Annotated in this window: 23 protein-coding genes; 7 read left to right on the forward strand and 16 right to left on the reverse strand. The window is 67.4% G+C overall.

From position 1 onward, the window contains the following. Positions 1-3 precede the first annotated feature (3 nt). A complete protein-coding gene (locus AC1DFU_RS19160) occupies positions 4-1,422 on the reverse strand; it encodes an FAD-binding oxidoreductase (protein ID WP_092298921.1) in 1,419 nt (472 codons plus the stop codon). A 140-nt stretch (positions 1,423-1,562) separates the two neighbouring features. Here AC1DFU_RS19160 and AC1DFU_RS19165 point away from each other — a divergent pair, with 140 nt between their 5' ends. From AC1DFU_RS19165 to AC1DFU_RS19180, 4 genes are all read left to right on the forward strand, one after another. After that, positions 1,563-2,117 (forward strand): cob(I)yrinic acid a,c-diamide adenosyltransferase, encoded by a 555-nt coding sequence (locus AC1DFU_RS19165; RefSeq protein ID WP_092298924.1) that lies wholly within the window; start codon positions 1,563-1,565, stop codon positions 2,115-2,117. A gap of 194 nt (positions 2,118-2,311) precedes the next feature. Next, complete coding sequence (gene dnaK / locus AC1DFU_RS19170; RefSeq protein WP_092298927.1) at positions 2,312-4,258, forward strand: molecular chaperone DnaK; 1,947 nt, start codon at positions 2,312-2,314, stop codon at positions 4,256-4,258. A 173-nt stretch (positions 4,259-4,431) separates the two neighbouring features. Continuing rightward, complete coding sequence (gene dnaJ, locus AC1DFU_RS19175) at positions 4,432-5,565, forward strand: molecular chaperone DnaJ (protein ID WP_092298930.1); 1,134 nt, start codon at positions 4,432-4,434, stop codon at positions 5,563-5,565. A gap of 115 nt (positions 5,566-5,680) precedes the next feature. Further along, positions 5,681-7,552 carry a chorismate-binding protein gene (locus AC1DFU_RS19180; protein WP_441592283.1) on the forward strand — a complete coding sequence of 624 codons (1,872 nt, stop codon included), beginning with the start codon at positions 5,681-5,683 and terminating at the stop codon, positions 7,550-7,552. A 24-nt stretch (positions 7,553-7,576) separates the two neighbouring features. Here the strand turns inward: AC1DFU_RS19180 and AC1DFU_RS19185 are convergent, their stop codons facing one another. The 9 genes from AC1DFU_RS19185 to AC1DFU_RS19225 form a co-directional block, all read right to left on the reverse strand. Further along, entirely contained in the window at positions 7,577-8,254 is a 678-nt protein-coding gene (locus AC1DFU_RS19185) for an energy-coupling factor ABC transporter ATP-binding protein (protein WP_092298936.1), read from the reverse strand. Beyond that, positions 8,251-8,949, reverse strand: a complete 699-nt coding sequence (locus AC1DFU_RS19190) for an ABC transporter permease (RefSeq protein ID WP_441592284.1) — start codon at positions 8,947-8,949, stop codon at positions 8,251-8,253. Before AC1DFU_RS19190 ends, AC1DFU_RS19185 begins: the two co-directional genes overlap by 4 nt. Positions 8,950-8,959: 10 nt before the next feature. Next, a complete protein-coding gene (gene panB, locus AC1DFU_RS19195; RefSeq protein WP_092298941.1) occupies positions 8,960-9,781 on the reverse strand; it encodes a 3-methyl-2-oxobutanoate hydroxymethyltransferase in 822 nt (273 codons plus the stop codon). Positions 9,782-9,833: 52 nt separating this feature from the next. Beyond that, positions 9,834-10,475, reverse strand: a complete 642-nt coding sequence (locus AC1DFU_RS19200) for a deoxynucleoside kinase (RefSeq protein ID WP_092298944.1) — start codon at positions 10,473-10,475, stop codon at positions 9,834-9,836. A gap of 32 nt (positions 10,476-10,507) precedes the next feature. Further along, positions 10,508-11,026 carry a 2-amino-4-hydroxy-6-hydroxymethyldihydropteridine diphosphokinase gene (gene folK, locus AC1DFU_RS19205; RefSeq protein WP_092298947.1) on the reverse strand — a complete coding sequence of 173 codons (519 nt, stop codon included), beginning with the start codon at positions 11,024-11,026 and terminating at the stop codon, positions 10,508-10,510. A gap of 1 nt (position 11,027) precedes the next feature. After that, complete coding sequence (gene pcnB / locus AC1DFU_RS19210) at positions 11,028-12,605, reverse strand: polynucleotide adenylyltransferase PcnB (RefSeq protein ID WP_441592287.1); 1,578 nt, start codon at positions 12,603-12,605, stop codon at positions 11,028-11,030. Position 12,606: 1 nt separating this feature from the next. Then, entirely contained in the window at positions 12,607-13,281 is a 675-nt protein-coding gene (locus AC1DFU_RS19215; RefSeq protein WP_092298953.1) for a histidinol-phosphatase, read from the reverse strand. A 105-nt stretch (positions 13,282-13,386) separates the two neighbouring features. Continuing rightward, entirely contained in the window at positions 13,387-14,094 is a 708-nt protein-coding gene (gene hda, locus AC1DFU_RS19220; protein WP_092298957.1) for a DnaA regulatory inactivator Hda, read from the reverse strand. A gap of 51 nt (positions 14,095-14,145) precedes the next feature. Continuing rightward, entirely contained in the window at positions 14,146-15,216 is a 1,071-nt protein-coding gene (locus AC1DFU_RS19225) for an AI-2E family transporter (RefSeq protein ID WP_441592290.1), read from the reverse strand. A 184-nt stretch (positions 15,217-15,400) separates the two neighbouring features. Here AC1DFU_RS19225 and purM point away from each other — a divergent pair, with 184 nt between their 5' ends. Then, on the forward strand, positions 15,401-16,453 hold the full coding sequence (gene purM, locus AC1DFU_RS19230) for a phosphoribosylformylglycinamidine cyclo-ligase (protein ID WP_092298963.1): 1,053 nt from the start codon (positions 15,401-15,403) through the stop codon (positions 16,451-16,453). Between the two features lie 93 nt (positions 16,454-16,546). Here the strand turns inward: purM and AC1DFU_RS19235 are convergent, their stop codons facing one another. The 3 genes from AC1DFU_RS19235 to mutL are packed head-to-tail and all read right to left on the reverse strand — an operon-like array spanning position 16,547 to position 20,031. Then, the gene (locus tag AC1DFU_RS19235) at positions 16,547-17,044 is read right to left on the reverse strand and encodes a GNAT family N-acetyltransferase (protein ID WP_441592292.1); all 498 of its coding nucleotides are present in this window, start codon (positions 17,042-17,044) and stop codon (positions 16,547-16,549) included. Between the two features lie 43 nt (positions 17,045-17,087). Next, positions 17,088-18,062, reverse strand: coding sequence for a tRNA (adenosine(37)-N6)-dimethylallyltransferase MiaA (miaA, locus tag AC1DFU_RS19240; protein ID WP_441592294.1), 975 nt, complete (start codon positions 18,060-18,062; stop codon positions 17,088-17,090). 10 nt (positions 18,063-18,072) lie between these two features. Continuing rightward, the gene (mutL, locus tag AC1DFU_RS19245; RefSeq protein ID WP_441592296.1) at positions 18,073-20,031 is read right to left on the reverse strand and encodes a DNA mismatch repair endonuclease MutL; all 1,959 of its coding nucleotides are present in this window, start codon (positions 20,029-20,031) and stop codon (positions 18,073-18,075) included. Positions 20,032-20,141: 110 nt separating this feature from the next. Between mutL and AC1DFU_RS19250 the strand changes: the two genes are divergently transcribed. Next, the gene (locus AC1DFU_RS19250) at positions 20,142-20,807 is read left to right on the forward strand and encodes a VTT domain-containing protein (protein WP_092301041.1); all 666 of its coding nucleotides are present in this window, start codon (positions 20,142-20,144) and stop codon (positions 20,805-20,807) included. A gap of 18 nt (positions 20,808-20,825) precedes the next feature. Here AC1DFU_RS19250 and AC1DFU_RS19255 read toward each other — a convergent pair whose 3' ends face one another. Further along, the gene (locus tag AC1DFU_RS19255) at positions 20,826-21,674 is read right to left on the reverse strand and encodes a SirB1 family protein (protein WP_092301038.1); all 849 of its coding nucleotides are present in this window, start codon (positions 21,672-21,674) and stop codon (positions 20,826-20,828) included. Between the two features lie 13 nt (positions 21,675-21,687). Next, on the reverse strand, positions 21,688-23,238 hold the full coding sequence (murJ, locus tag AC1DFU_RS19260; RefSeq protein ID WP_092301035.1) for a murein biosynthesis integral membrane protein MurJ: 1,551 nt from the start codon (positions 23,236-23,238) through the stop codon (positions 21,688-21,690). 285 nt (positions 23,239-23,523) lie between these two features. Between murJ and rpsT the strand changes: the two genes are divergently transcribed. After that, positions 23,524-23,790: a 30S ribosomal protein S20 gene (gene rpsT / locus AC1DFU_RS19265; protein WP_092301032.1), complete on the forward strand. Its 267-nt coding sequence runs from the start codon at positions 23,524-23,526 to the stop codon at positions 23,788-23,790. A gap of 159 nt (positions 23,791-23,949) precedes the next feature. Here the strand turns inward: rpsT and AC1DFU_RS19270 are convergent, their stop codons facing one another. Continuing rightward, on the reverse strand, positions 23,950-24,255 hold the full coding sequence (locus tag AC1DFU_RS19270; RefSeq protein WP_092301029.1) for a DUF3579 domain-containing protein: 306 nt from the start codon (positions 24,253-24,255) through the stop codon (positions 23,950-23,952). Positions 24,256-24,542 lie beyond the last annotated feature (287 nt).

Genomic DNA, 24,542 nt, shown 5'->3' on the forward strand with positions numbered 1-24,542 from the left:
CGGTCAGCGCGCCGCGCTGAAGATCTTGCCCGGATTCAGAATCTGATTGGGATCGAGCGCCGCCTTGATCGCCCGCATCAGGTCCAGTGCATCCTCGCCGTGCTCCTGCACGAGGAAACCCATCTTGTGCAGCCCCACGCCGTGCTCGCCGGTGCAGGTGCCGCCCATGGCCAGCGCCCGTTCGACGATGCGGCGGTTGATGTCCTCCGCCTCGGCCATTTCCTCGGGCTTGGCCGGGTCGACCAGGATCGCCACGTGGAAGTTGCCATCGCCGACATGGCCGACGATGGGGCAGGGCAGCTGCGAGGCGTTCAGGTCGCGCTCGGTCTCGGTCACGCAGTCGGCCAGGCGGGAAATCGGCACGCAGACGTCGGTTGTCACGGACTTGCAGCCGGGCTTGAGCTGCAGCATCGCGAAGTAGGCCGTATGGCGCGCATTCCAGAGCCGGCTGCGGTCTTCGGGGCGCGTGGCCCATTCGAAGCCCTGGCCGCCGTGCTCGTCGGCAATCTGCTGCACGGTTTCGGCCTGCTCGCGCACGCCGGCCTCGGTGCCGTGGAACTCGAAGAACAGGTGCGGGGTTTCCGGCAGCGTGAGGTTGTCGTGGCGGTTGATCGCGCGGATGGCCAGCGCATCGACGAACTCCACGCGGGCCACCGGCACGCCAAGCTGGATGGTCTGGATCGTGGCGCGCACGGCGTCGCCCATGCTCGGGAACGCGCACACGGCGGCCGAGATCGCTTCCGGCTGCGGGTAGAGCCGCACGGTGACCTCGGTGATGATGCCGAGCGTGCCTTCGCTGCCGACGAACAGCCGGGTCAGGTCATAGCCGGCCGACGACTTGCGCGCCTGGGTGCCGGTGCGGATCACGCGGCCGTCCGCCGTGACCACGGTCAGGGCCAGCACGTTCTCGCGCATCGTGCCGTAGCGGACCGCGTTGGTGCCGGAGGCGCGCGTGGCGCACATCCCGCCCAGCGAGGCATCGGCGCCCGGGTCGATCGGGAAGAACAGCCCGGTGTCCTTGATTTCCTGGTTCAGCTGCTTGCGGGTCACGCCCGGCTGCACCGTCACGGTCAGGTCCTCGGGATGCACCGCCAGCACGCGGTTCATCTGGGAGAGGTCCAGGCTGATGCCCCCGGCCACGGCCAGCAGGTGGCCTTCGAGCGACGATCCGGCGCCGTAGGGGATCAGCGGCACCCCATGCTGGTTGCAGAGGCTGGCCAGTTCGGCGATTTCCTCGGTGGTGTGGGCGAAGACCACGGCGTCCGGGGCGGCGGGCGGGAACGGGGATTCGTCGCGGCCATGGTGGGCGCAGACGCCGGCCGAGGTGGAAAACCGTTCGCCGAAGCGGGCGGCCAGTGTCTCGGCCAGGGCAACGGGAAGGGGACGGCGCGCCAGGGCGGCGGCGGGCGTGGGGTGGTTCATGCTTTTGTCTCCGGCGAATCCCGCCATTCTACGCCGTCCGCGTCACGCGGCGGACCGCATCGCGGCGCCCGGAACCCGCCCCGAAGCCCGGGTTCGGGGCCATAATTGCGCCACTTCAAACCAAGACGAGGGAGACCGGCATGGGTAACCGCCTGTCCAAGATCGCCACCCGCACCGGTGACGCCGGCACCACCGGGCTGGGCGACGGCAGCCGCACGGGCAAGAACAGCGAGCGCATCGCCGCCATCGGCGACGTGGACGAACTGAATTCCCACATCGGCCTGCTGCTGACCGAGCCGGACCTGCCGGATGACGTGCGCGCCGCCCTGCTCCATATCCAGCACGACCTGTTCGACCTGGGCGGCGAGCTGTCGATTCCGGGCTACACGCTGCTCAAGGAAGCGCAGGTGATCCAGCTGGACGACTGGCTGGCGCACTACAACGCGAACCTGCCCCGGCTGGCGGAGTTCATCCTGCCGGGCGGCAGCCGCGCCGCCGCCCAGGCCCACGTCTGCCGTACGGTGTGCCGCCGGGCGGAGCGGGCGCTGGTGGCGCTGGGCGCCACCGAGGCCCTCAACGAGGCGCCGCGCCAGTACCTGAACCGGCTCTCGGACCTGCTGTTCGTGCTCGCCCGGGTGCTGAATCGGGCCGGCGGCGGCACCGACGTCCTCTGGCAGCGCGAGCGGCAGTCCTGATATCCGCCAAAAAAGATAACAATAAGCCACTTTTTGGCCGCTCCCGACGCAGGCACGGTGCTACCCCGCAAAACCGAGAAAATTACTCGGAATTGCGGGTTCTGCCCTTGAAATGCCCCCGGACGGCCACATTTCGCACTCAGGTTGAATTGCAGCCGCTGCGCCAAAGCAGGGCTCAATAGGAGAGAACACAAATGGGTAAGATCATCGGTATCGACTTGGGTACCACCAATAGCTGCGTTGCGATCCTGGAAGGCAACACGCCGAAGGTCATCGAGAACGCCGAAGGCACGCGCACCACCCCGTCGATCATCGCCTACATGGAAGATGGCGAGATCCTGGTCGGCGCGCCGGCCAAGCGCCAGGCGGTCACGAATCCGCGCAACACGCTGTACGCCGTGAAGCGCCTGATCGGCCGCAAGTTCGAAGAAAAGGAAGTGCAGAAGGACATCGGCCTGATGCCCTACGCCATCGTCAAGGCCGATAACGGCGACGCATGGGTGGGCGCGCGTGACCAGAAGCTGGCCCCGCCGCAGGTGTCCGCCGAAGTGCTGCGCAAGATGAAGAAGACCGCCGAGGACTACCTGGGCGAGCCGGTGACCGAAGCCGTGATCACCGTGCCGGCTTACTTCAACGACTCGCAGCGTCAGGCGACCAAGGACGCCGGCCGCATCGCGGGCCTGGACGTCAAGCGCATCATCAACGAGCCGACTGCCGCCGCGCTGGCGTTCGGCATGGACAAGAACGAGAAGGGCGACCGCAAGATCGCCGTGTACGACCTCGGCGGCGGCACGTTCGACATCTCGATCATCGAGATCGCGGACGTGGACGGCGAGAAGCAGTTCGAAGTGCTGTCGACCAACGGCGACACCTTCCTCGGTGGCGAGGACTTCGACCAGCGCATCATCGACTACATCATCGGCGAGTTCAAGAAGGACCAGGGCGTTGACCTGTCCAAGGACGTGCTGGCGCTGCAACGCCTGAAGGAAGCCGCTGAAAAGGCCAAGATCGAGCTGTCCAGCTCGCAGCAGACCGAGATCAACCTGCCGTACATCACGGCGGATGCCTCGGGTCCGAAGCACTTGAACCTGAAGATCACGCGCGCCAAGCTGGAAGCGCTGGTGGAAGACCTGATCAAGCGCACGATCGACCCGTGCCGCACCGCCATCAAGGATGCGGGCGTCAAGGTGGGCGATATCGACGACGTGATCCTGGTCGGCGGCATGACCCGCATGCCCAAGGTGCAGGAGCAGGTGCGCGAGTTCTTCGGCAAGGAAGCGCGTAAGGACGTGAACCCGGACGAAGCCGTGGCCGTCGGTGCCGCGATCCAGGGCTCGGTGCTGTCCGGCGACCGTACCGACGTGCTGCTGCTGGACGTGACGCCGCTGTCGCTGGGCATCGAGACGCTGGGCGGCGTGATGACCAAGATGATCAGCAAGAACACGACCATCCCGACCAAGCACGCACAGGTCTTCTCGACGGCCGACGACAACCAGCCGGCGGTGACGATCAAGGTGTTCCAGGGCGAGCGCGAGATGGCCAGCGGCAACAAGCTGCTGGGCGAGTTCAACCTGGAAGGCATTCCGCCGTCGCCGCGTGGCACGCCGCAGATCGAGGTCTCGTTCGACATCGACGCCAACGGCATCCTGCACGTGGGCGCCAAGGACAAGGCCACCGGCAAGGAAAACCGCATCACTATCAAGGCGAACTCGGGTCTGTCGGAAGACGAGATCCAGCGCATGGTGAAGGACGCCGAGGCCAACGCCGAGGAAGACAAGCGCGCCCGTGAGCTGGCCGATGCCCGCAATCAGGCCGATGCGCTGGTCCACTCGACCCGCAAGGCCGTGATCGAGCATGGCGACAAGCTCGAGGCCGGCGAGAAGGAAAAGATCGAAGTCGCGATCAAGGAACTGGAAGACGCCGCACGCGGCGGCGACAAGGCCGAGATCGAAACCAAGATCAACGCGCTGTCCGAAGCGAGCCAGAAGCTGGGCGAGAAGGTCTACGCCGACATGCAGGCCAAGGCCGGTGAAGCCGGCGGTGCGGCCGGTGCCGCGGGCGGCCAGCAGCAGTCCCAGGCGCAGCCGCAGGACGATAACGTCGTGGACGCCGAGTTCAAGGAAGTGAACGACAAGAAGTAAGCGGGAATCAGCGGGAGCGGCGCAGGTGCATCCAGCGCCACTCCCGCCCCGACGCCGGGCGATGGTGTTCTGACACAGGGTGAGAAACCGTGGTCGAACACCTCGCTCGGCTTTTTTGCTATTCGCCCGACCGGTGATTCTTTGCCGGGCAGGCCAATCAGGTAAGAGCCACCATGGCAAAACGTGACTATTACGAAGTGCTCGGGGTAGGCAAGAACGCGAGCGACGAAGAGATCAAGAAGGCTTATCGCAAGCTCGCGATGAAGTACCACCCGGACCGCAATCCGGACAGCAAGGAAGCGGAAGACAAGTTCAAGGAGGGCAAGGAAGCGTACGAGATGCTCTCCGACCCCGAGAAGAAGGCGGCCTACGACCAGTATGGCCACGCCGGCGTGGACCCGAACATGGCTGGCGGCTTCGGCGGCGGCCAGGGCTACGGCGGGTTTGCCGAAGCCTTCGGCGACATCTTCGGCGACATCTTCGGCCAGCAGGGCGGCCAGCGTCGCGGCAACGGCCCGCAGGCCTACCGTGGCGCCGACCTGCGCTACAGCATGGAAATCTCGCTGGAGCAGGCCGCGCATGGCCACGAGGCGCAGATCCGCGTGCCGCACTGGGAAGACTGCGAACACTGCCACGGCAATGGCGCCGAGCCGGGATCGTCGGTGGAAACCTGCCCGACCTGTAACGGCGTGGGCCAGGTGCGTGTGTCGCAAGGCTTCTTCACGATGCAGCAGACCTGCCCGAAGTGCCACGGCAGCGGCAAGTTCATCCCCAAGCCGTGCGTGAAGTGCCATGGCCAGGGCAAGCTGAAGTCGCAGAAGACGCTGGAAGTGAAGATTCCGGCCGGCATCGACGAAGGCATGCGCATCCGCTCGTCGGGCAATGGCGAGCCGGGCATCAACGGCGGCCCCCCGGGCGACCTGTATGTGGAAGTGCACATCAAGGCGCACGAGGTATTCGAGCGTGATGGCGATGACCTGCACTGCCAGATGCCGATCTCCTTCGCCACGGCGGCGCTGGGCGGCGAACTGGAAGTGCCGACGCTGGGCGGCCGCGCCAGCTTCCCGGTGCCGGAAGGCACGCAGGGCGGCAAGACGTTCCGGCTGCGTGGCAAGGGCATCAAGGGTGTGCGGTCGGGCTATCCCGGCGACCTCTACGTCCATGTGAACGTGGAAACGCCGGTCAAGCTGACCGAGGCCCAGAAGGACATGCTGCGTGAATTCGACCGCTCGGTGCACGAGGGCGGCTCGCGCCACAGCCCGCAGGAGCAGTCCTGGCTGGACAAGGTGAAAAGCTTCTTCAGCTAAATCGCCGGATTGCCCGGCAGGCAGGACGATGAAACCGGCCACGTGACCAGCGTGGCCGGTTTTTTCATGCCCGGCGCGGCGATAATGCGGCATTGATGCACCCTGCCGAGTTGCCGTGGTTCCGCCGTCCCCCGCCCCCTCCAGCGCCAGTTTCGACCCCTTCGTCCTGCTTGACGATGCCGCCGCCGCACCCGGCGTGGCGGCGTCGCGCCTCTATACGGAGTTTGTCCAGGCCGATGTCCTGCCCGCCGGCACCGATCCCGCCACGCTGGATGCGCTGCTGGCCGCCGGCTGGCGCCACGGGCTGCATGCCACGCTGTTCGCGCCGTACGAGTACGGCGGGGCGCTGGTCGGGGCGCCGGTCCATTGCGGCGATGCGCTGCCGTTCCATGACGGCGCGCTGCAACTGCTCTGGTTCCGCGACCTGGCCCGGCTTGACGGCGACGCCGTAGGCGCATGGCTGGCCGCGCGGGCAGAATCCTCCCCGGCCGGGGCGATGGACGTACGCGCCGAGCCGTCGCACGCCGTCTACGCGGACGCCATCGCGCGCATCCACGCCTATATCGAGGCCGGCGATACCTATCAGGTGAATTTCACGCAGCGGCTCCGCTTCTCCGCCTTCGGCGACCCGGTGACGTTCTACGCCGCGCTGCGGGCCGCGCAGCCGGTGCCGTTCGGCGTGCTGGCCTGGCTACCCGGCGATGGCTGGGTGCTGTCGCTATCGCCCGAGCTGTTCGTCGAACACGACGGCGCCGGGCATCTGGTGACCCGGCCGATGAAGGGCACCGCGCCGCGCATCGGGGACGCCGAGCAGGATGCCCGCGCCGCGCGCCGGCTGGCTGCCGACGCCAAGAACCGGGCCGAAAACGTGATGATCGTCGACCTGCTGCGCAACGACCTGGGCCGCATCGCCCAGCCCGGCAGCGTGGCCGTGCCCGACCGCTTCGTGGTCCAGCCATTCGGCCGCGTGCTGCAGATGACCTCCACCGTGACGGCCACGGCGCGGCCCGGCACCGGCTTCGGCGCGCTGATGGCGGCGCTGTTCCCATGCGGCTCGATCACCGGCGCGCCCAAGCGGCGGACCATGCAGATCATCGCCGAACTGGAAACCGCGCCGCGCGGCCTCTACACGGGCGCCATCGGCTGGCTCGATGCGCCGGCCGATGGCCAGCCCTGCGGCGCCTTCGGCATGTCCGTGGCCATCCGCACGCTGGTGCTGGGGCCGCAGGGTGACGACGGCCTGCGCCGGGGCGAGATGGGGGTGGGCGGCGGCATCGTCCATGACAGCGTGGCCGCCGACGAATTCGCCGAGTGCGGCTGGAAGGCGCGCTTCCTGACTGCGCACGATCCCGGCTTCACGCTGTTCGAGACCATGCACGCGCGCGATGGCGTGGTGCTGCACCGCGAGCGCCATCTGACGCGGCTGGCGCATTCCACGGCCGTGTTCGGCTTCGCGTTCGACCAGCCCGCCGCGCGGGCGGCCATGCAGGCCGAGGCAGGGCGGCTGGGCGATGGCGACTGGCGGCTGCGGATGGCCGTCGACAAGGCCGGCGCGCTGGCCTTCGCGAGCGGCCCGCTGGCGCCGCGCGCCGAGCCGGTGGCGCTACTCGACCTGGCCGCGACGCCCTTGCCGGTGGCCGACCCGATGCGCCGCCACAAGTCCAGCGCCCGCGCCACGTTCGATGCCGGCTGGCAGGCGGCCGAGCGCGAGGGCGGCTTCGACGCGCTGTTCTTCAACACGCGCGACGAGTTGCTCGAAGGCGGACGCAGTTCGGTGTTCGTGAAGGTGGGCGGGCGCTGGCTGACGCCGCCGCTGTCGGCGGACATCCTGCCGGGCGTGATGCGCGCCGTGGTGCTCGAAGCGGGCGACGCACTGATCGACGGCCCGATCGAACAGGCCGTGGTCACGCGTGAGATGGTGCGGCACGCCGAGGCCATCGTCATCGCCAATGCGCTGCGCGGGACGATGCGGGCGCGGCTGCGCTAAATAGGAAGCGTAGGCGCCAGCCGCCTACCGATGCCGCGTATCGAGCCGGCCGTCCCCCAGTTTCCATCTGACCACCCCGGGCAGGTTGATCAGTTCCCGGTCGTGGCAGACCATCACCACGGAGCGGCCTTCCGCCGCCAGTTCCCCGATCAGCGCAATCACCTGCTCGCGCGCGTGGCCGTCGAGGTTGGAGGTCGGTTCGTCGAGCAGCAGCAATTCCGGCTCCAGCACCTTGGCTCGCGCCAGCGCCACGCGCTGGACTTCGCCACCGGACAGCTTTTCCGGCGCGGTGTCCTGCACATGGACGATGCCGGCCCAGCCCAGCGCCGCGCCCACGCGCCGCTCGATCTCGTCGTGCGCCACGCCCCGGGCCCGCAGGCCATAGGCGATGTTGTCGCGTACCGAGGTGCGGAACAGGTAGGGATGCTGGTGCATATAGGCCACGCGCTGGCGCAGCGCGGGCGGGAGCGGCGTCAGCGGCGCCTCGCGGTGCTTGCCGCCTTCGTCTTGCCACGCCACGGTCGCGCCCGGTGCCGGCTCCAGCCCGGCCATCATCCGCAGCAGCGTGGACTTGCCCGCGCCGTTCACGCCGGTCAGCGCCACGGCGGCGGCGCGCGGGAATACCAGTTCGGGGATGTCGAACAACTGGCGAGCGCCGACGCGCCGCGCCAGACCCCGCACCGTCAGCAGTGCGCTGGTCATCGCCGGAACCCTCCCGCGCCTTGCAGCCAGGCGAGCATGATGTTGACGGCCAGCGCCAGTGCCACCAGCACGATGCCGAGCGCGATGCCCTGCGCGAACTCGCCCTTGCTGGTCTCCAGCGCGATGGCCGTGGTGATGGTGCGCGTGGAGCCTTCGATATTGCCGCCGATCATCAGCGCCGAGCCCACCTCGGCAATCACGCGCCCGAAGCCGGCCACCACGGCCGCCATCAGGCCGAAACGCAGTTCGCGCAGCACGGTGAAGAAGGTGCGCCAGCGGCCGGCGCCGAGCACCCAGGCGGTCTCGCGCAGGCGCGGATCCGCCGCCTGCATGGCCGCGAGCGAGAACGCCAGCACCACGGGAAAGCCGATCACGGCCTGCCCGAAGACCATGCCGGATGGGGTGAACAGCAGGGAGAAACTACCCAGCGGCCCCTGCCGCGTGAACAGCAGGTAGAGCACCAGGCCAACCAGCACCGTCGGGAACGACAGGAAGGCCTGCGCCAGCACCACCACCACGCGCCGGCCGGGAAAGGCATGGGTGGCGATCAGGTAGGCGGCGCCGATGGCCGGCACGGTGGCCAGCGCCAGGCCGAGCACCGCCACCATCAGCGAGGTCCAGACGATGAACCATAGCGCGCCGTCCCCGCTGGCCAGCAGGCGAAAAGCGTCCAGCGTGGCCGTGCCGATCTCCACGTGGGCGCGCTCAGGCGGAGAACGTGTGCTCGACGGCCGGGAAGCTGCCGTCCTTCACGGCGGCGACATAGGCGCGCACGGCGGCCTCGATCGAGGTCTGGCCGTCCATGAAGTTGCGCACGAACTTGGCCTTGCGGCCCGGATAGATATTGAGCATGTCCTGCAGCACCAGCACCTGGCCGGAGCAGTCCACGCCGGCGCCGATGCCGATGGTCGGAATCGTCAGCTGTGCCGTGACCTCGCCAGCCAGCGCGGCCGGCACGGCTTCCATGACGATCAGCTGCGCACCGGCGGCCTGCAGCGCCAGCGCGTCACGCTTGAGCTGCGCGGCGCCGGCATCGGTCTTGCCCTGCACCTTGAAGCCGCCCAGCGCGTGCACCGACTGCGGGGTCAGGCCGATGTGGGCGCACACCGGAATGCTGCGCTCGACCAGGAACTTCACGGTGGGAGCGAGCCAGTCGCCGCCTTCCAGCTTCACCATCTGCGCGCCCGCGCGCATCAGCGCGGCGGCGCTCTCGAAGGCCTGCGTGGGCGTGCCGTAGGTGCCGAACGGCAGGTCCGAAACCAGCAGCGCGGTCTGGTTGCCGCGCGCCACGCATTCGGTGTGATAGACCATGTGCGGCAGCGTGACGGGCAGCGTGGTCTGCTGGCCCTGCATTACGTTGCCGAGCGAATCGCCGACGAGGATGACTTCCACGCCGCAGAAATCGAGCAGTGCGGCGAAGCTCGAGTCGTAGGCAGTCAGCATGACGATCTTGTCGTCGGCGGCACGCATGGCCTGGAGCTTGGGAATGGTGACGGTCTTGCGGGAGGGGTCGAGGAGGTAACTCATGGCAGTGCCCGTGGGGGTGTGTGGCTGCCTGGGCCTGAGGCGGGCAGGGCGGTCAGGGGGCCGCGAGATTCAGGAAGGCCTTGCGGCCCCGCATGTTCTCGATGCGCGACAGTAGTGTACGGAAATCGCCGTCGTTGTCCACCGGATTGAAGCGCGCGGTGTCCACGATCAGGACCGGCGCCTCGTCGTAGCGGTGGAACAGTTCGCCGTAGGCGTCGGTCAGCCGCTGGAGGTAGGTTTCGTCGATGCCGGACTCGCCAGGCAGGCCGCGTCGCGCAATGCGCTCGCGCAGCAGCGACGGCGTGGCCTGGAGCATGATGACCAGGTCCACGCGCTGGGCCGGCACCTGGAGCCGGGCGGCGAGCGCGTCGTAGAGCGCGAGTTCGTCGGCTTCGAGGGTCAGCGCCGCATAGAGGCGGTCACGTGCGTAGAGGAAATTGCCGATCACGCGCTGGCCGGCCAGCAGCGCGGCCTGCCATTGCTGGATCTGGGTGGCGCGCTGGTCCAGGCAGTGCAACTGCATCGGCAGGGCATAGCGCTGCGGCTCGCGGTAGAAGCGTTCGAGGAAGGGGTTCTGGCGTGCGCCGTCAGGCAGTTCGCCGGCCTGGAGCGTGCGGGCCAGGCGCTGCGCCAGCGAGGTCTTGCCGGAGCCGACGGGCCCTTCGACGACGATGCGGCGCAGATGGTCGAGCATGGCTCGTGGGGTGCCGATGGATCAGGCGTGGATCACGCCTGCGTGCCGCCTTCCTGCAGGCGGGGGCATTTGCATGAGGAAAACTTCTCGATGCGCTGGTCGCGCACGCCGGGCAGGAAGTCCGCCGCGCGGCCACGGCCCGGGATGACCAGCTCGCCGTCCAGCTCCACCAGCGGCACCAGCACGAAGGCGCGCTCGGTGATGCGTGGATGCGGCACGGTCATCGCCTCGGAGTCGATCCGGTCGGCGCCGAACAGCAGCAGGTCGAGGTCCAGCGTGCGCGGCGCGTTGTGAAACGGGCGCTCGCGGCCGAACTGGTCCTCGATGTGGTGGCAGATGCGCAACAGCTGCGGCGCGGTGAAGGACGTCTCCACCTTCACCACGGCGTTGAAGTAGTCGTCGCCGCTGGCGTCGACGGGTGCGGTGCGGTAGAACGAGGACTTGGCCAATACCGTGATGCCGACCTGCTGGGCCAGGCACACGATGGCGTCCTTCAGTGCCTGGCGGGCATCGCCGAGATTGGCGCCGATGCCGATAAAGGCAAGTGTCATGTTATTCCTCCGGCTGGGCGCGGCCGGACTCCGATGCGGCTTGACCCCCCTCCGCCGCGTCCGTGTCGCCCCGGGAAGAAACTTTATCCGATTTCCGCGGACCGCGCCGACGACGCTTCTTGCGCGCCGGGCCCTCGCCATCGACGCCCGCGAAGCCTTCGCCCTCGTCGGCACCCTGGCCGCCCTGGCCACCGGCGGCGCCCGAGCCACCCTTGCCGCGCTTCTGGCGGGTGGCCTCGATCATGTCTTCGCGCGTATCGGGCGGCGCGTTCTGGAAGTCGGTCCACCATTGGCCGATTTCAGCCGGCTGTTCGCCCGATTCGCAGCGCAGTTGCAGGAAGTCATAGCCGGCACGGAAGCGCGGCGATTCCAGCAGGCGGAACGGCATGCGGCCCACGCGCTTCTCGAAGCGCGGCTGCATGCCCCAGATGTCGCGCATGTCGGTGACAAAGCGGCGCTGGATGGCCAGTTGGCCGGTCTGCTTCTCCAGCACCATGTCCATGGCCGTGTTGAGCGCCGCAATCGCGTGCTCGCCCTCGTCGCGCAGCTTGTTCCAGCGTTGCAGCACGTGGTGCCACAGCAGCGCGGCGAACAGGAAACCGGGCGACACCGGCTTGCCGGCCTGCACGCGGCGGTCGGTGTTGTCGAGCGCCAGCTGCACGAAGCGCTGGCCCATCGGCTGCTCCAGCGCCACGTCCAGCAGCGGCAGCAGGCCCTTGTGCAGGCCGGCCTTGCGCAGCTCCTGCAGCGAGGCCCAGGCGTGCCCGGACATCAGCAGCTTCAGCATTTCGTCGAACAGGCGCGCGCTCGGCACGTTGTGGATCAGCGGGGCCAGTTCGGCGATGGGCTCGCGCGTCGCTTCGTCGATCGAAAAACCTGTCTTGGCCGCGAAGCGCACCACGCGCAGCATGCGCACCGGGTCTTCGCGGTAGCGCGTGACCGGGTCGCCGATCATCCGCAGCGTGCGCGCGCGGATGTCTTCCATGCCGTGATGGTAGTCATGCACGGTCTGCGCGGCCGGGTCGTAGTACATCGCGTTGATCGTGAAGTCGCGGCGCTCGGCGTCCTCGGCCTGGGAGCCCCAGACGTTGTCGCGCAGCACGCGGCCGCTGGCGTCGATCGCGTGCGTCTTGCTGTCCAGCTCGGCGCGCTTCAGGCGGCGGCCTTCGGGCAGCGTCTCGCTGGCAATGGCGTCCACCAGCGCGCGGAACGTCGAGACCTCGATGATTTCCTGCTCGCGGCCGCCGTAGAAGGTCACGTGCACGATCTGGAAGCGCCGGCCGATGATGCGCGAGCGGCGGAACAGTGCCTGCACCTCTTCGGGCGTGGCGTTGGTCGCCACGTCGAAGTCCTTCGGCTTGATGCCGAGCAGCACGTCGCGCACGGCGCCGCCGACGATAAAGGCCTGGAAACCGGCCTGCTGGAGCGTGGCGGTGACCTTGACCGCGTTGCGCGAGAGCAGCGTGGGGTCGATCTGGTGTTCGTCCACGTTGACGATGCGCTGCGTATGGGCGCGCCCGGTGCGGCGCAGCTTGGGGCCAGGCTTGCCGAGCAGCCGGTTGATGAGCTTCTTGATCACGTCAGAACAGGTCCATGATGCGCCAGCCGGCCGCGGCCGCATGGTTGCGCAGGCGGTCGTCGGGATTGGCGGCGATCGGCTCGCTGACCTTTTCCAGCAGCGGCAGGTCGTTGGCGGAATCGCTATAGAACGTCGTGGTGCCGAAGTCTTCCCACTGGGTGCCGAGGCCCTTGAGCCACTGCTCCACGCGGGCGATCTTGCCCTCGCGGAAGCTCGGCACGCCGAAGACCTCGCCCGTGAAGGCGCTTTCCGGCTTGCCGTCGGACGTGGCCGGCTCGGTGGCGATCAGGTGCTTGATGCCGAAGGCCTGGGCGATCGGCGCGGTGACGAAGCTGTTGGTAGCCGTCACCACGGCGCACAGGTCGCCCGCCTCCAGGTGCTTGTAGACCAGCGCCTTGGCCTGCGGGGTGATGACCGGGTCGATCACCTCGCGCATGAAGCGCTGGCGCCAGGCGTCCAGCCGGTCACGCGGATTGGCAGCCAGCGGGGCCAGCGCGAAGCGCAGGAACGCCTGGATATCCAGGGTGCCCGCCTTGTATTGCCCATAGAACTCGTCGTTCTTGCGACGATAGGATTCCTCGTCGACAACGCCCATGCGGACCAGGAAGCGGCCCCATTCGTGGTCGCTGTCGGTGGGGATCAGGGTGTGGTCGAGGTCAAACAGTGCCAGATTCATGGGCGGCGATTTTACATTAAGGTACACATGGCGGTTGGCGCGGCTTGGCGCGCCAGGACCATTTTGGGAGCGGATTTCGTGCCAGCTTCGGCGCGGATTCGCGATTTATTCGCGGAATTCCGCAAACATCTCGCGCAGCAGCGGCAGGGTGACCGCGCGCTTGCGCTCGAGCGAATACGTGTCCAGCGCGTCCAGCAGGGCCATCAGGCTGGGCATGTCGCGGTAATGCCGCGTGACCAGCCAGTGGGGGATTTCGGGCGATAACTGCAAGCCACGCTCGCGCGCGGCCTGCAGCAGGGCGGCCATCTTGTCGTCATCGGACAGCGAGGCCACCTGGTAGACCAGCCCCCAGCCGAGCCGGGTGCGCAGGTCTTCACGTACCGGCATGGCACGCGGCGCCAGGCCGCCCGCCACCACCAGCGCGGTGCGCACGTGGGCGCGCACCTCGTTATACAGCGAAAACACGGCGATCTGTCGCGCTTCGTCGAGCAATTCCACATCATCGACGGTGTAAAGCCGGCAGGACGGGTCGAAATTGAAGTCGGCGAGCGCGTGGTGCGGGCTCAGGTAGCGGCAGTTCAGGCCGGTATGGAGCGCCGCGTCGCACACTGCGTGCAGCAGGTGGGTGCGCCCCGAGCCGACCTCGCCCCACAGGTAGATCAGCCGGTCGTTGGCGTGTTCCTGGGCGATGGCGGCCGGCAGCTCGCGCAGGCGCTGCACCGGCTCCCGGTTCGAAGCCACGAAAAAGTTCTCGAACGTGGACGGCGGCGGGCTGCCGAGCTCGAGCGAAAGCTGCTTATGACGCGATGACATGACGTTTTCGTAACTTCCTACCTCGGTTCCATCAGTTTCTGTGGGCTTCAATCAGTTGCGATACAGATCGCTAGCCATGTAAACGCGCCGGATCTGCCGCGCGCCGACCAGCAGCACCGCACAGGTCGGCAGGGCCAGCAGCACGCCGAAGAAGCCAAACAACTGGCCGAATGCCAGCAGCGCGAAGATCACCACCAGCGGGTGCAGCCCGATGCGCTCGCCCACCAGGCGCGGCGTCAGGTAGAAGCTTTCCACGAACTGCCCGATGCCGTATACCACGGCCACGGCGCCCAGCCCGTACAAATTACCGAATTGCAGCAGCGCAGCCAGGATCGCCAGCGCTAGCCCCAGCCCGAAACCGATGTACGGGATGAACACGGCCAGCCCGGTGAACACGCCCACCGGAACGCCCACCTCGAACCCGGCGATGGTCAGCCCGATCGAATAAAGTGCAGCAAGAATCACCATAACCAGGATCTGGCCGCGCAGGTACTGGGAAAGCAGCGCATCGGTCTCATTCGACAGCTCGCGCACCTTCGGCACCCAGCGGCGCGGCACCAGCCGCTCGATACGCCGCATGACCATATGCCAGTCCATCATCAGGTAATACATGACGATGGGGATGATGAACAGCATCCCGAACACGCTGATCAGGGCCGAGCCGGACACCTTCGCATAATTCAGCACCACCTGGAACAGGTCTTCCGGGCTCGCCGCGAAGCGGTCCTGGAGCATGTTGCGCAGGCCGGGGAAGTCAAAGCGCACGCGCACCCCCAGTTCTGCCAGGCGGGGCGACACCACATTGTTGAGCTTTTGCAACAGCAGCGGCACCTGCTCGCGGATCTGCGGGATCTCGCGCTGGAGCACGGCGATCAGCAGCAGCACCAGCAGCACCACGATAATGGTCAGCAGGCCGATCATCAGCGTCACGCCGATAAAGCGCGGCACGCGGCGGCGCTGCAGCCAGTCCACGCCCGGCGTGAGAATGTACGCAAAAATGAACGCGAACAGGAAGGGCGTGAGCACCGGCGCCAGCGCCACGATGGCGGCGAACAGGCCGGCGGCCACGACGATCCAGATCAGGATACGTTTGGAGTCTGGCGAGAGCAGGGGAGCGTTCATCGAAAGGGTCCGGAAACCGCCGGGCGGGGCACTTTGGCCGGTCTGGTGACCGGGTGTCGCCGCGAAACTGGTAGCCGGGAGCCTGTATCCGTTAAAATCGCGATTCTAACGGACTCGCGCCCGCCCTCCGTGGCGCCGGGCGCCGTAATCCACACTTTACCTCGTCAAAGACAAGCAGGATCTCATGAGCGCATCCCAGAACGCCGGCCAGGCAGGCCTTTCCTACCGCGATGCCGGTGTTGACATCGACGCCGGCGACGCGCTGGTAGACCGCATCAAGCCGTTCGCCAAGCGCACCATGCGTGAAGGCGTGATGGCCGGCATCGGCGGATTCGGCGCGCTGTTCGAACTCTCGAAGAAGTTCCAGGAGCCGGTGCTGGTGTCCGGCACGGACGGCGTGGGCACCAAGCTCAAGCTGGCCTTCCAGCTGAACCGCCATGACACCGTGGGCCAGGATCTGGTGGCGATGAGCGTCAACGACATCCTGGTGCAGGGCGCCGAGCCGCTGTTCTTCCTCGACTACTTCGCCTGCGGCAAGCTGGACGTGGACACGGCCGCTACCGTGATCCAGGGCATCGCTCATGGCTGCGAACTGGCCGGCTGCGCGCTGATCGGCGGCGAGACCGCCGAAATGCCGAGCATGTACCCGGACGGCGAGTACGACCTGGCCGGCTTCGCGGTGGGCGCGGTGGAAAAGCGCAAGATCATCGATGGCAGCACGATTATCCCGGGCGACGTGGTGCTGGGCCTGGCTTCGTCGGGCGCGCATTCGAACGGTTACTCGCTGGTGCGCAAGATCATCGACGTGGCCAAGCCGGACCTGAACGCCGACTTCCACGGCCAGCGCCTGCAGGACGCCATCATGGCGCCGACGCGCATCTACGTGAAGCCGCTGCTCTCGCTGATCGAGACGCTGCCGGTCAAGGGCATGGCCCACATCACCGGCGGCGGCCTGACCGAGAACGTGCCGCGCGTGCTGGCCGACAACGTCACCGCCGTGATCCAGAAGGATGCCTGGACGCTGCCGCCGCTGTTCCAGTGGCTCCAGGAGCAAGGCCGCGTGGCCGATGCGGAAATGCACCGCGTGTTCAACTGCGGCATCGGCATGGTCGTGATCGTGGCGAAGGAAGACGCCGAACGCGCGATCCGTCACCTCCAGGCGGCTGGCGAAGCCGTGTGGCAGATCGGCGAAATCCGCGAACGCGAGGAAGGCCAGGCTCAGACCGTGGTGGTCTGAGCGCGGTCCAATCCCTCGCAGGATGGCAAAACGCCCGATGGCAACATCGGGCGTTTTTGTTTTTGGGCTTGCTCGATGCAGGGGCGCAGGGCCTCAGGGCTGGCCGCCGAGCTTGGTCAGCGCATCCCCGGTCACGCGGCAGATGCGCCAGTCCGGCATCACGTTGGCGCCCATCGCCTGATAGAAATCGATCGACGGCTGGTTCCAGTCCAGCACCGACCATTCGAAGCGCCCGCAGCCGCGCGCCACGGCGATGCCGGCCAGATGGCGCAGCAGCGCCTTGCCCAGTCCGTGGCCGCGCCACGCGGGCTCCACGAACAGGTCTTCGAGGTACAGCCCCGGCTTGGCCAGAAAGGTCGAGAAATTGTGAAAGAACAGCGCGAAGCCGACTGCCTGCCTGCCGGCTGCCGTCTCCACCTCCACCAGCACCGCCTCGGCATGTGGGCGGTCGCCGAACAGCGCGGTCTGGATTTTTTCCGGCGTGGCTTCGACGAGATGGGTGAGCTTTTCATACTCGGCCAGCGCGGCGATCAGGCGAAATAGCGTGGTGCTGTCTGCGGGCTCGGCAGGGCGGATGGCGAAGGCGGTCATGGGAACGGTAGTAAGCGGCGAATGCGGGAATGAGTCGGGAATGCTACTCCAACATCCCAGCCAGCCGGGCCACCTGGGCCACGTAGTCCGGGGCGAGGCAGTCCACGCTGACGCGCTCGGGCGTGCTGCGCAGCCAGGTGAGCTGGCGCTTGCAGAGCTGGCGCGTGGCGGCGATGCCGCGTTCGCGCATGGTCGAGGCATCGCAGGCGCCGTCGAGGAACTCCCACACCTGCCGGTAGCCGACGCAGCGCATCGACGGCAGGCCGAGATGCAGGTCGCCGCGCGCGCGCAGCCGTTGCACCTCGTCGATCAGGCCGCCGGCCAGCATCGCATCGAATCTTTCCGAGATCCGCGTGTGCAACACCGCGCGATCCGACGGCTCCAGCGCAATCACGCGGTAGCGCGCATCGGCCGCGCCGGTGAAGGTGCGGGCATCAGCCTGGCGGGCCAGCAGCGCGGACATCGGCTGTCCGCTTAGTCGGAAAATCTCCAGCGCGCGCTGGATGCGCTGCGCATCGTTGGGCGCCAGCCGGGCGGCGGTCACCGGGTCTACCTCGGCCAGCATCGCGTGCAGCGCCGGCCAGCCGCGTTCGGCCGCCAGGGCGTCGAGTTCGGCGCGCAGCGTGGCGTCGGCCTGCGGCAGGTCGTTCAGGCCCTGCGTCAGCGCCTTGTAATAGAGCATGGTCCCGCCCACGATCAGCGGCGCCCGGCCGCGCGCGCGGATCTCGGCGATCAGCCGCTCGGCATCGGTCACGAACTGCGCGGCGGAGTAGCTGTCGACTGGATCGATGATGTCGATCAGATGGTGCGGCACGCTGGCCAGTTCGTCGCGCGTGGGTTTGGCGGTGCCGATGTCCATCTCGCGATAGACCAGCGCGGAGTCGAGGCTGATGATCTCCACCGGCGTGTGCGCGGCCAGCGCCAGCGCGGCGGCGGTCTTGCCGGAGGCGGTGGGGCCGAGCAGGCAGACGACCGGCGGCAGGGCGGAAGACAGCGGAGCGGAAGACAGCGCAGACATCGACAAACTGTTACTGGCCACGCAGGAACAGCCGGTCCAGCTCGGCCACAGTGAGCTGCACCCAGGTGGGGCGCCCGTGGTTGCATTGGTCGGCGCGCTCGGTCTGCTCCATCTGGCGCAGCAGCGCGTTCATCTCTTCCAGCGTGAGCTTGCGATTGGCGCGCACGGCGCTGTGGCAGGCCAGCGTGGCGAGCAGCTCGTTCTGGCGCTCGGCCAGCACGCGCGAGCCGCCATAGGACTGGAGGTCGCGCAGCACGTCGCGCGCGAGCGCCTCGGCATCGGCCTGCTTGAGCAGTGCGGGAATGGCACGCACGGCCAGCGTGGTCGGGGAGACCGGGGCGATGTCGAAACCGAGCAGGGTCAGCGTTTCCTGATGTTCCTCGGCCGCGCCGATCTCGACCGGGCTGGCCGGCAGCGTGACCGGGATCAGCAGCGGCTGTACGGCTAGTTCACGCGCTTCGAGTGCCGTCTTGATCTGCTCGTACAGGATGCGTTCGTGCGCGGCATGCATGTCCACCAGCACCAGCCCGCGCGCGTTCTGCGCCAGCACGTAGATGCCGTGGAGCTGGGCCACCGCGTAGCCGAGCGGGTGATCGGCCTCGGCGCCGTCCGTATCGTGCTGGACGAAGGGCGAGGAGGTGCCCATCGGCAGGCGATCGAGCAGGCTGGGCGGTTCGTCGGCCCGGGCGGCCTGGGCATCGGCCAGCCAGGCGGGCGGCTGCGCGGACGGCTGCCAGGCGCGGCCGGCGCCATCGCCGGTGGCCTCGCGCACCATGCCGAGATAGGCCTGACGCGGCTGAGCGATGCCGAGTTCGGTCTGGCGGCCTGCGGAGTAGTTAACCCACTGCGGCGCCGCGCCGGGTACGCCGCCGGCCATGCCGCTGCCCCCGATCGGGCTTGCGTTCGGCATCATGGCGCCATCCGCTGCATCGGTATGCAGGCTGTCGCCCTGTTCGCCGGCCTGCCGCGCCAGGCAGCGCTGCACGGCGTGGTAGACGAACTGGTGCACCGCGCGGGATTCGCGGAAGCGCACCTCGATCTTCGACGGATGCACGTTCACATCGACCATTTCCGGCGGCAGGTCCAGGCACAGCACGTACGACGGGAAGCGGTCGCCATGCAGGACGTCCTGATAGGCGCTACGCACGGCGTGGTTGAGCAGCTTGTCGCGCACAAAACGGCCGTTGACGAAGAAGTACTGCTGGTCCGGCCGCCCCCGGGACGCCGTGGGCAGCCCCGCGAAGCCATAGAGGTGCAGCGTGCCGGCTTCCTCGTCCAGCGCCAGCCGGGCGCGTGCGAAGTCGGTGCCGAGCACCTGCGCGGTGCGCGTGGCCACGTCGCCGCCGTTCCAGTGCTCGAGCGGCTTGCCGTTGTGATGGACCGAAATCGTGACATCGGGCCGCGCCAGCGCCACCCGCCGGATCATCTCCAGGCAGTGTCCCAGCTCGGTTTGTTCCGTTTTAAGGAACTTTCGGCGCGCTGGCGTGTTGAAGTACAGGTGCTGCACATCGACCATCGTGCCGACCCCGCCCGAGGCGGGCTGGAGATGGCCGGTGTCGGCGCTGACCTGGGTGGCATGGGCGGCATCGGCGGTGCGGCTGGTCAGCACGAGGTGCGAGACCGAGGCGATGGACGCGAGCGCCTCGCCCCGGAAGCCCAGCGTGAGCACCGACTCCAGTTCGTCGAGCGAGGCGATCTTGCTGGTGGCGTGGCGCGTCAGCGCGACGGGCAGTTCGTCGGCGGGAATGCCGCAGCCGTTGTCCGTGATGACCATGCGCCGCACGCCGCCTTCTTCGAGCCGGATGGCCAGCTGCGTGGCGCCGGCATCGAGTGCATTTTCGAGCAGTTCCTTGACCACCGAGGCGGGCCGTTCCACCACCTCGCCGGCGGCGATCTGGCTGATCAACTGGTCCGGCAGGGCGCGGATGGGGCGGCTGGGCTGGGTGGTGCGGAGGGCGTCGGCAGGCATGCGGCGATTATACGTGCGGCCGGACACCTTTTCGGCACACTTGGGCCGCCCGGGTGACGGACGCGCCCGGCGGCTCTTGTATCATGGGGACCTTCTTCTAGGGGATCAGTTTGGACACCGTATTGCAACTGCTGGACATGGTCCTGCACATCGACAAATTCCTCGGCCAGTTCGTTCAGGACTATGGCGTCTGGGTGTACGGCATCCTGTTCGCCATCGTCTTCGCCGAGACCGGCCTGGTGGTGCTGCCGTTCCTGCCCGGCGACTCCCTGCTGTTCATTGCCGGCGCCATGTGCGCCACCGGGGCGATGAACGAGTGGGTGCTTTGCGGCCTGCTGTTGGTGGCCGCGATCACGGGCAACACGGTCAACTACTTCGTGGGGAGCTGGATCGGGCCGAAGGTGTTCGACCACCAATGGCGCTTCCTGGACCAGAAGGCGCTGCGCAAGACGCACGACTTCTACGAGCGCCACGGTGGCAAGACGCTGGTGATGGCGCGTTTCATCCCGATCGTGCGGACTTTCGCGCCGTTCGTGGCGGGGGTGTCGCAGATGACGTTCGCGCGCTTCCAGATGTTCAACGTGCTTGGCGCGGTGGCCTGGGTCTGCGGACTGGTGTTCGCCGGCTACTTCTTCGGCAATTTGCCCTTCATCAAGCAGTACCTGAACCTGATCGTGCTGGCGGGCATTGGTGCGGCGGTGGTGCCGCTGGTGCTGGGCGGGCTGTGGAAGCTGGTACGCGGCAAGCCGCGCACCCGTGCGGATCTCAAGGACTGATGGGGATGAGCCCAGCGATTAGCTGAGGCTCCGGCTCATCATCCGCAGCGCCGGCATGCGGTCGCGGATCTGGGTCGTATCGGCCGCATCGGGACGGGCCTGGACGTAGGCTTCCAGGTCCTCCAGCGCCGGCCGGAAGCACTCCAGGTTGGCATACGCCAGCCCCCGATCGCGCACTTCCTCGATCGAATTCGGCAACAGGATCACCAGGCGGTTCTGCACCGCCAGCAGCCGTTGCCAGCGCGATTCCTGCAGGTAGATCGCCTTCAGGTTGCGCAGCAGGCGGGCGACGATCTCGCGGTGGCTCGCCACCTGCAGAAACAGCCCCAGCGGCACCTGGTTCGGGTCCGAAATCCCCTCCCGTTCGAGGTAGGGGTCCAGCATCTCCTGCAACTGCTCCTTCGACAGCGTCTCCCCGGTGAGAGGGTCCAGCACCACCTCGCCGGCGGGGATGGTCATGCGCACGAGGAAATGATTCGGGAACGACACGCCCTTCAGCGGCAGCCCGATCTGCTGCCCCAACTCCATATAGAGCACCGCCAGCGTGATCGGAATGCCGCGCCGCTGGCGCAGCACCACGTTCAGGTAGGAATTGTCCGGATCGTAGTAGTCGTTGGCGTTGGCGCCGAAACCGAGATCGCGGTAGAAGAAATGATTGAGCAGGCGCAGGCGCTGGATGGCGGGCGTGCCCTCGGCAATCCGCCGCTTGAGCCGCAGCGCGAGTACGTCGAGGGAGGCCAGTTCGGCTTGGAGGTCGAGGTCCGGGTACGCGTCCTGGGCGATGGAGAGCGCGGTTTCCGTCAGCGGGATGCCGTTTTCGTCGGCCACGAGGCTGGCGAAGTAATCCAGGACTTTCGTGGATGTCATTGCGGGTTCCTGACTAGCCGGCGCGGCGCCGGAAGGCGGCGTAACGCAGCCCCATGATCCACAGTGTACCGAAGTAGACCACCGCCGCAAGTACCAGGCACGACGCCATCAGCGCGATGCGCGCAAGCGGCGTGGCGCCCATCGCCACCCAGTCGAAGTTCCGGGCGAACCACAGCAGCATGCCCGCCAGGATCAGCACCGCCGCGAGCAGCCGGGCGAGAAACAGGCCCCAGCCCGGGGCCGGCCGGTAGAAGCCGCGCCGGCGCAGGCCGAAGAACAGCAGCAGGGCGTTGACGGTGGCGCCGAAGCTGATCGACAGCGCCAGCCCGGCGTGGCCCAGCAGCGGCACGAAGACGTAGTTCGACGCCTGCGTGATGACCAGCACCAGCAGCGCGATCTTCACCGGCGTGCGGATGTCCTGCCGCGCGTAGAAGCCCGGCGTCAGGATCTTGATCAGGATCAGCGCCACCAGGCCGGTGCCGTACGACACCAGCGCCTGGCGCGTCATTTCCACCGCGTGGGCGTCGAACTTGCCATAGTGGAACAGTACGGCCGTCAGCGGCGTGCCGAACACGAACAGGCCCACGGCGGCGGGCACGGCCAGCAGGAAGGTCAGGCGCAGGCCCCAGTCGAGCAGGCCCGAGTACTCCTCGCGGTCGTCCGTGGCGCTGGCGCGCGAGAGGCTCGGCAGCAGGATGGTGCCCAGCGCCACGCCCAGCAGCGCGGTCGGGAATTCCATCAGGCGGTCCGCATAGGTCAGGTACGAGACGCTGCCGGCGGCCAGGTGCGAGGCGATATTCGTGTTGATGATCAGGCTGATCTGCGCCACCGACACGGCCAGCAGCGCCGGCAGCATCTGACGGATCACGCGCCGCACGCCGGCGTCCGACCAGGCCGCGCGCAGGTTGAACGAGAGCCGCGGCATCACGCCGAGCCGGCGCAGCGCCGGCACCTGGATGACCAGCTGGAGCACGCCGCCCGCCAGCACGCCCCAGGCCTGGGCATAGATCGGCTGGCTCATGTGCGGGCCGACGAACAGCGCCGCCACGATCAGGCAAAGGTTCAGCAGCACCGGGGTGAAGGCCGGCACGGCGAAGTTGCGCCAGGTATTGAGGATGCCCGACGCCAGCGCCACCATCGAGATCAGGCCGATGTACGGGAACATGACGCGCGTCATGAACACTGCCGAGTTGTAGGTCTCGGAGTCGCCCCGGAAGCCGGTGGCCACCACCGTCATCACCACCGGGGCGCCGATCACGCCCAGCACGGACACCGCCACGAGCACCCAGGACATCACCGTGGCCACCGCGTCGATCAGGTGGTGGGTCTCGTCCGGCCCGCGCTTGCCGTGGTATTCGTTCAGGATCGGGACGAAAGCCTGCGAGAATGCGCCCTCGGCAAAGACCCGGCGTAGCAGGTTAGGTATGCGAAACGCCACATTGAAGGCGTCGGTCATGTCCGAGGCGCCGAAGGCCCGGGCAATCAGGATTTCGCGCACCAGCCCCGTGATGCGGGAGAGCATGGTCAGGCTGCTGATGGTGGCAAGCGCTTTGAGCAGGTTCAAGATGGGCCGTGAAAGTTGCTGCGGCGCCACGTATGAGGCGGGGGCCGGCTGGGAATGTGGCGGCTATTATACGGATCGGGCCGCGCGGCACGCCCAGGATGCGGCAGGTGCGTATCGGTCTTGCCCACCGTGCCGGCATGTGTGTATAATCGCCGATTCGCAAAGGACAGTCGCGTTCCGGATTCGTGTGTCAGAGCATCCCGGGTCGCACGATGTGACTTAATTGTTGCGTCCCAAATTATTGCGTCGCCCCGGGCGCGCATTCTGAATTCAGGAAGAAATTACATGGCAAATTCCGCACAAGCCCGCAAGCGCGCGCGCCAGGCCGTCGCCCAGAACGCTCACAACTCGAGCCTGCGTTCGCGTCTGCGCACCGCCGTCAAGGCCGTTCGCAAGGCAATCAACGCTGGTGACAAGGCCGCCGCTGCCGAGATCTTCAAGCAGTCGCAGACCGTGATCGACAGCATCGCCGACAAGAAGATCGTGCACAAGAACAAGGCTGCACGTCACAAGTCGCGCCTGTCGGCTGCCATCAAGTCGATGGCTGCCTGATTGCCGCACGGGCCGCTTCGGCGGTCCTGTAGCAGTCCGAGTGGTACCGCAGTGCGCCGGATCGGCATCGGTCCGGTATGAAAAAAGCTCGTCAATGCGACGAGCTTTTTTGCGTTCTGACGCCAGCTTGGCCCGGGTGTCCGGGCCGGGCAGGGATCTTCAGTCGTTCAGGAAGCAGGCTTCCACCACCTGGAGGTTGTTGTCGCGGGCGAAGTTGAGGACGAAGTCGAGCGCCTTCGGCTCGATGTCGCGCAGGCGGGTGTCGACCACCACGTTCTTCACGCCGGCCACGATCACGGGCCGCACATAGGGCGAGTAGGTCAGGCGGGGATCGCCAGTGTCGCCCTCGGGGCGAAATTGCGCCATCACGCCACACAGCCGCTCCGCCCAATCGCTCGGTCGAAAGGTCTTGCCTTCCTTGGTGACGCCTTGGATGAAGTATTCGCGAACGTTGGGGGTGGTCATGGGACTGCGGGGATAAGACGGTGACTCGACGGTAAACCCGCTGGACGGGCGCCCGTTTGACGTGTCCGGCCGGCGATTGGTTCGCACGCATCCGGATGGGAGAGCGGGGCGCTTTGTCTGCGGGGGCACTTTTGATGCCGACGGCGGGCGGTGGCATGGGTATGCCGGGGCCCCGCGTGAATCAGCGAGTATTATATCTTATATAAGACCTGCGCATAGGGGCGAATCCTGTCGGGAAGCTGTCAGCGCGAGCATGCGGGCCGATCTGCCCGGGCTCGCCAAAGCTG

The sequence above is a fragment of the Cupriavidus sp. 10L45 genome (assembly GCF_056395225.1).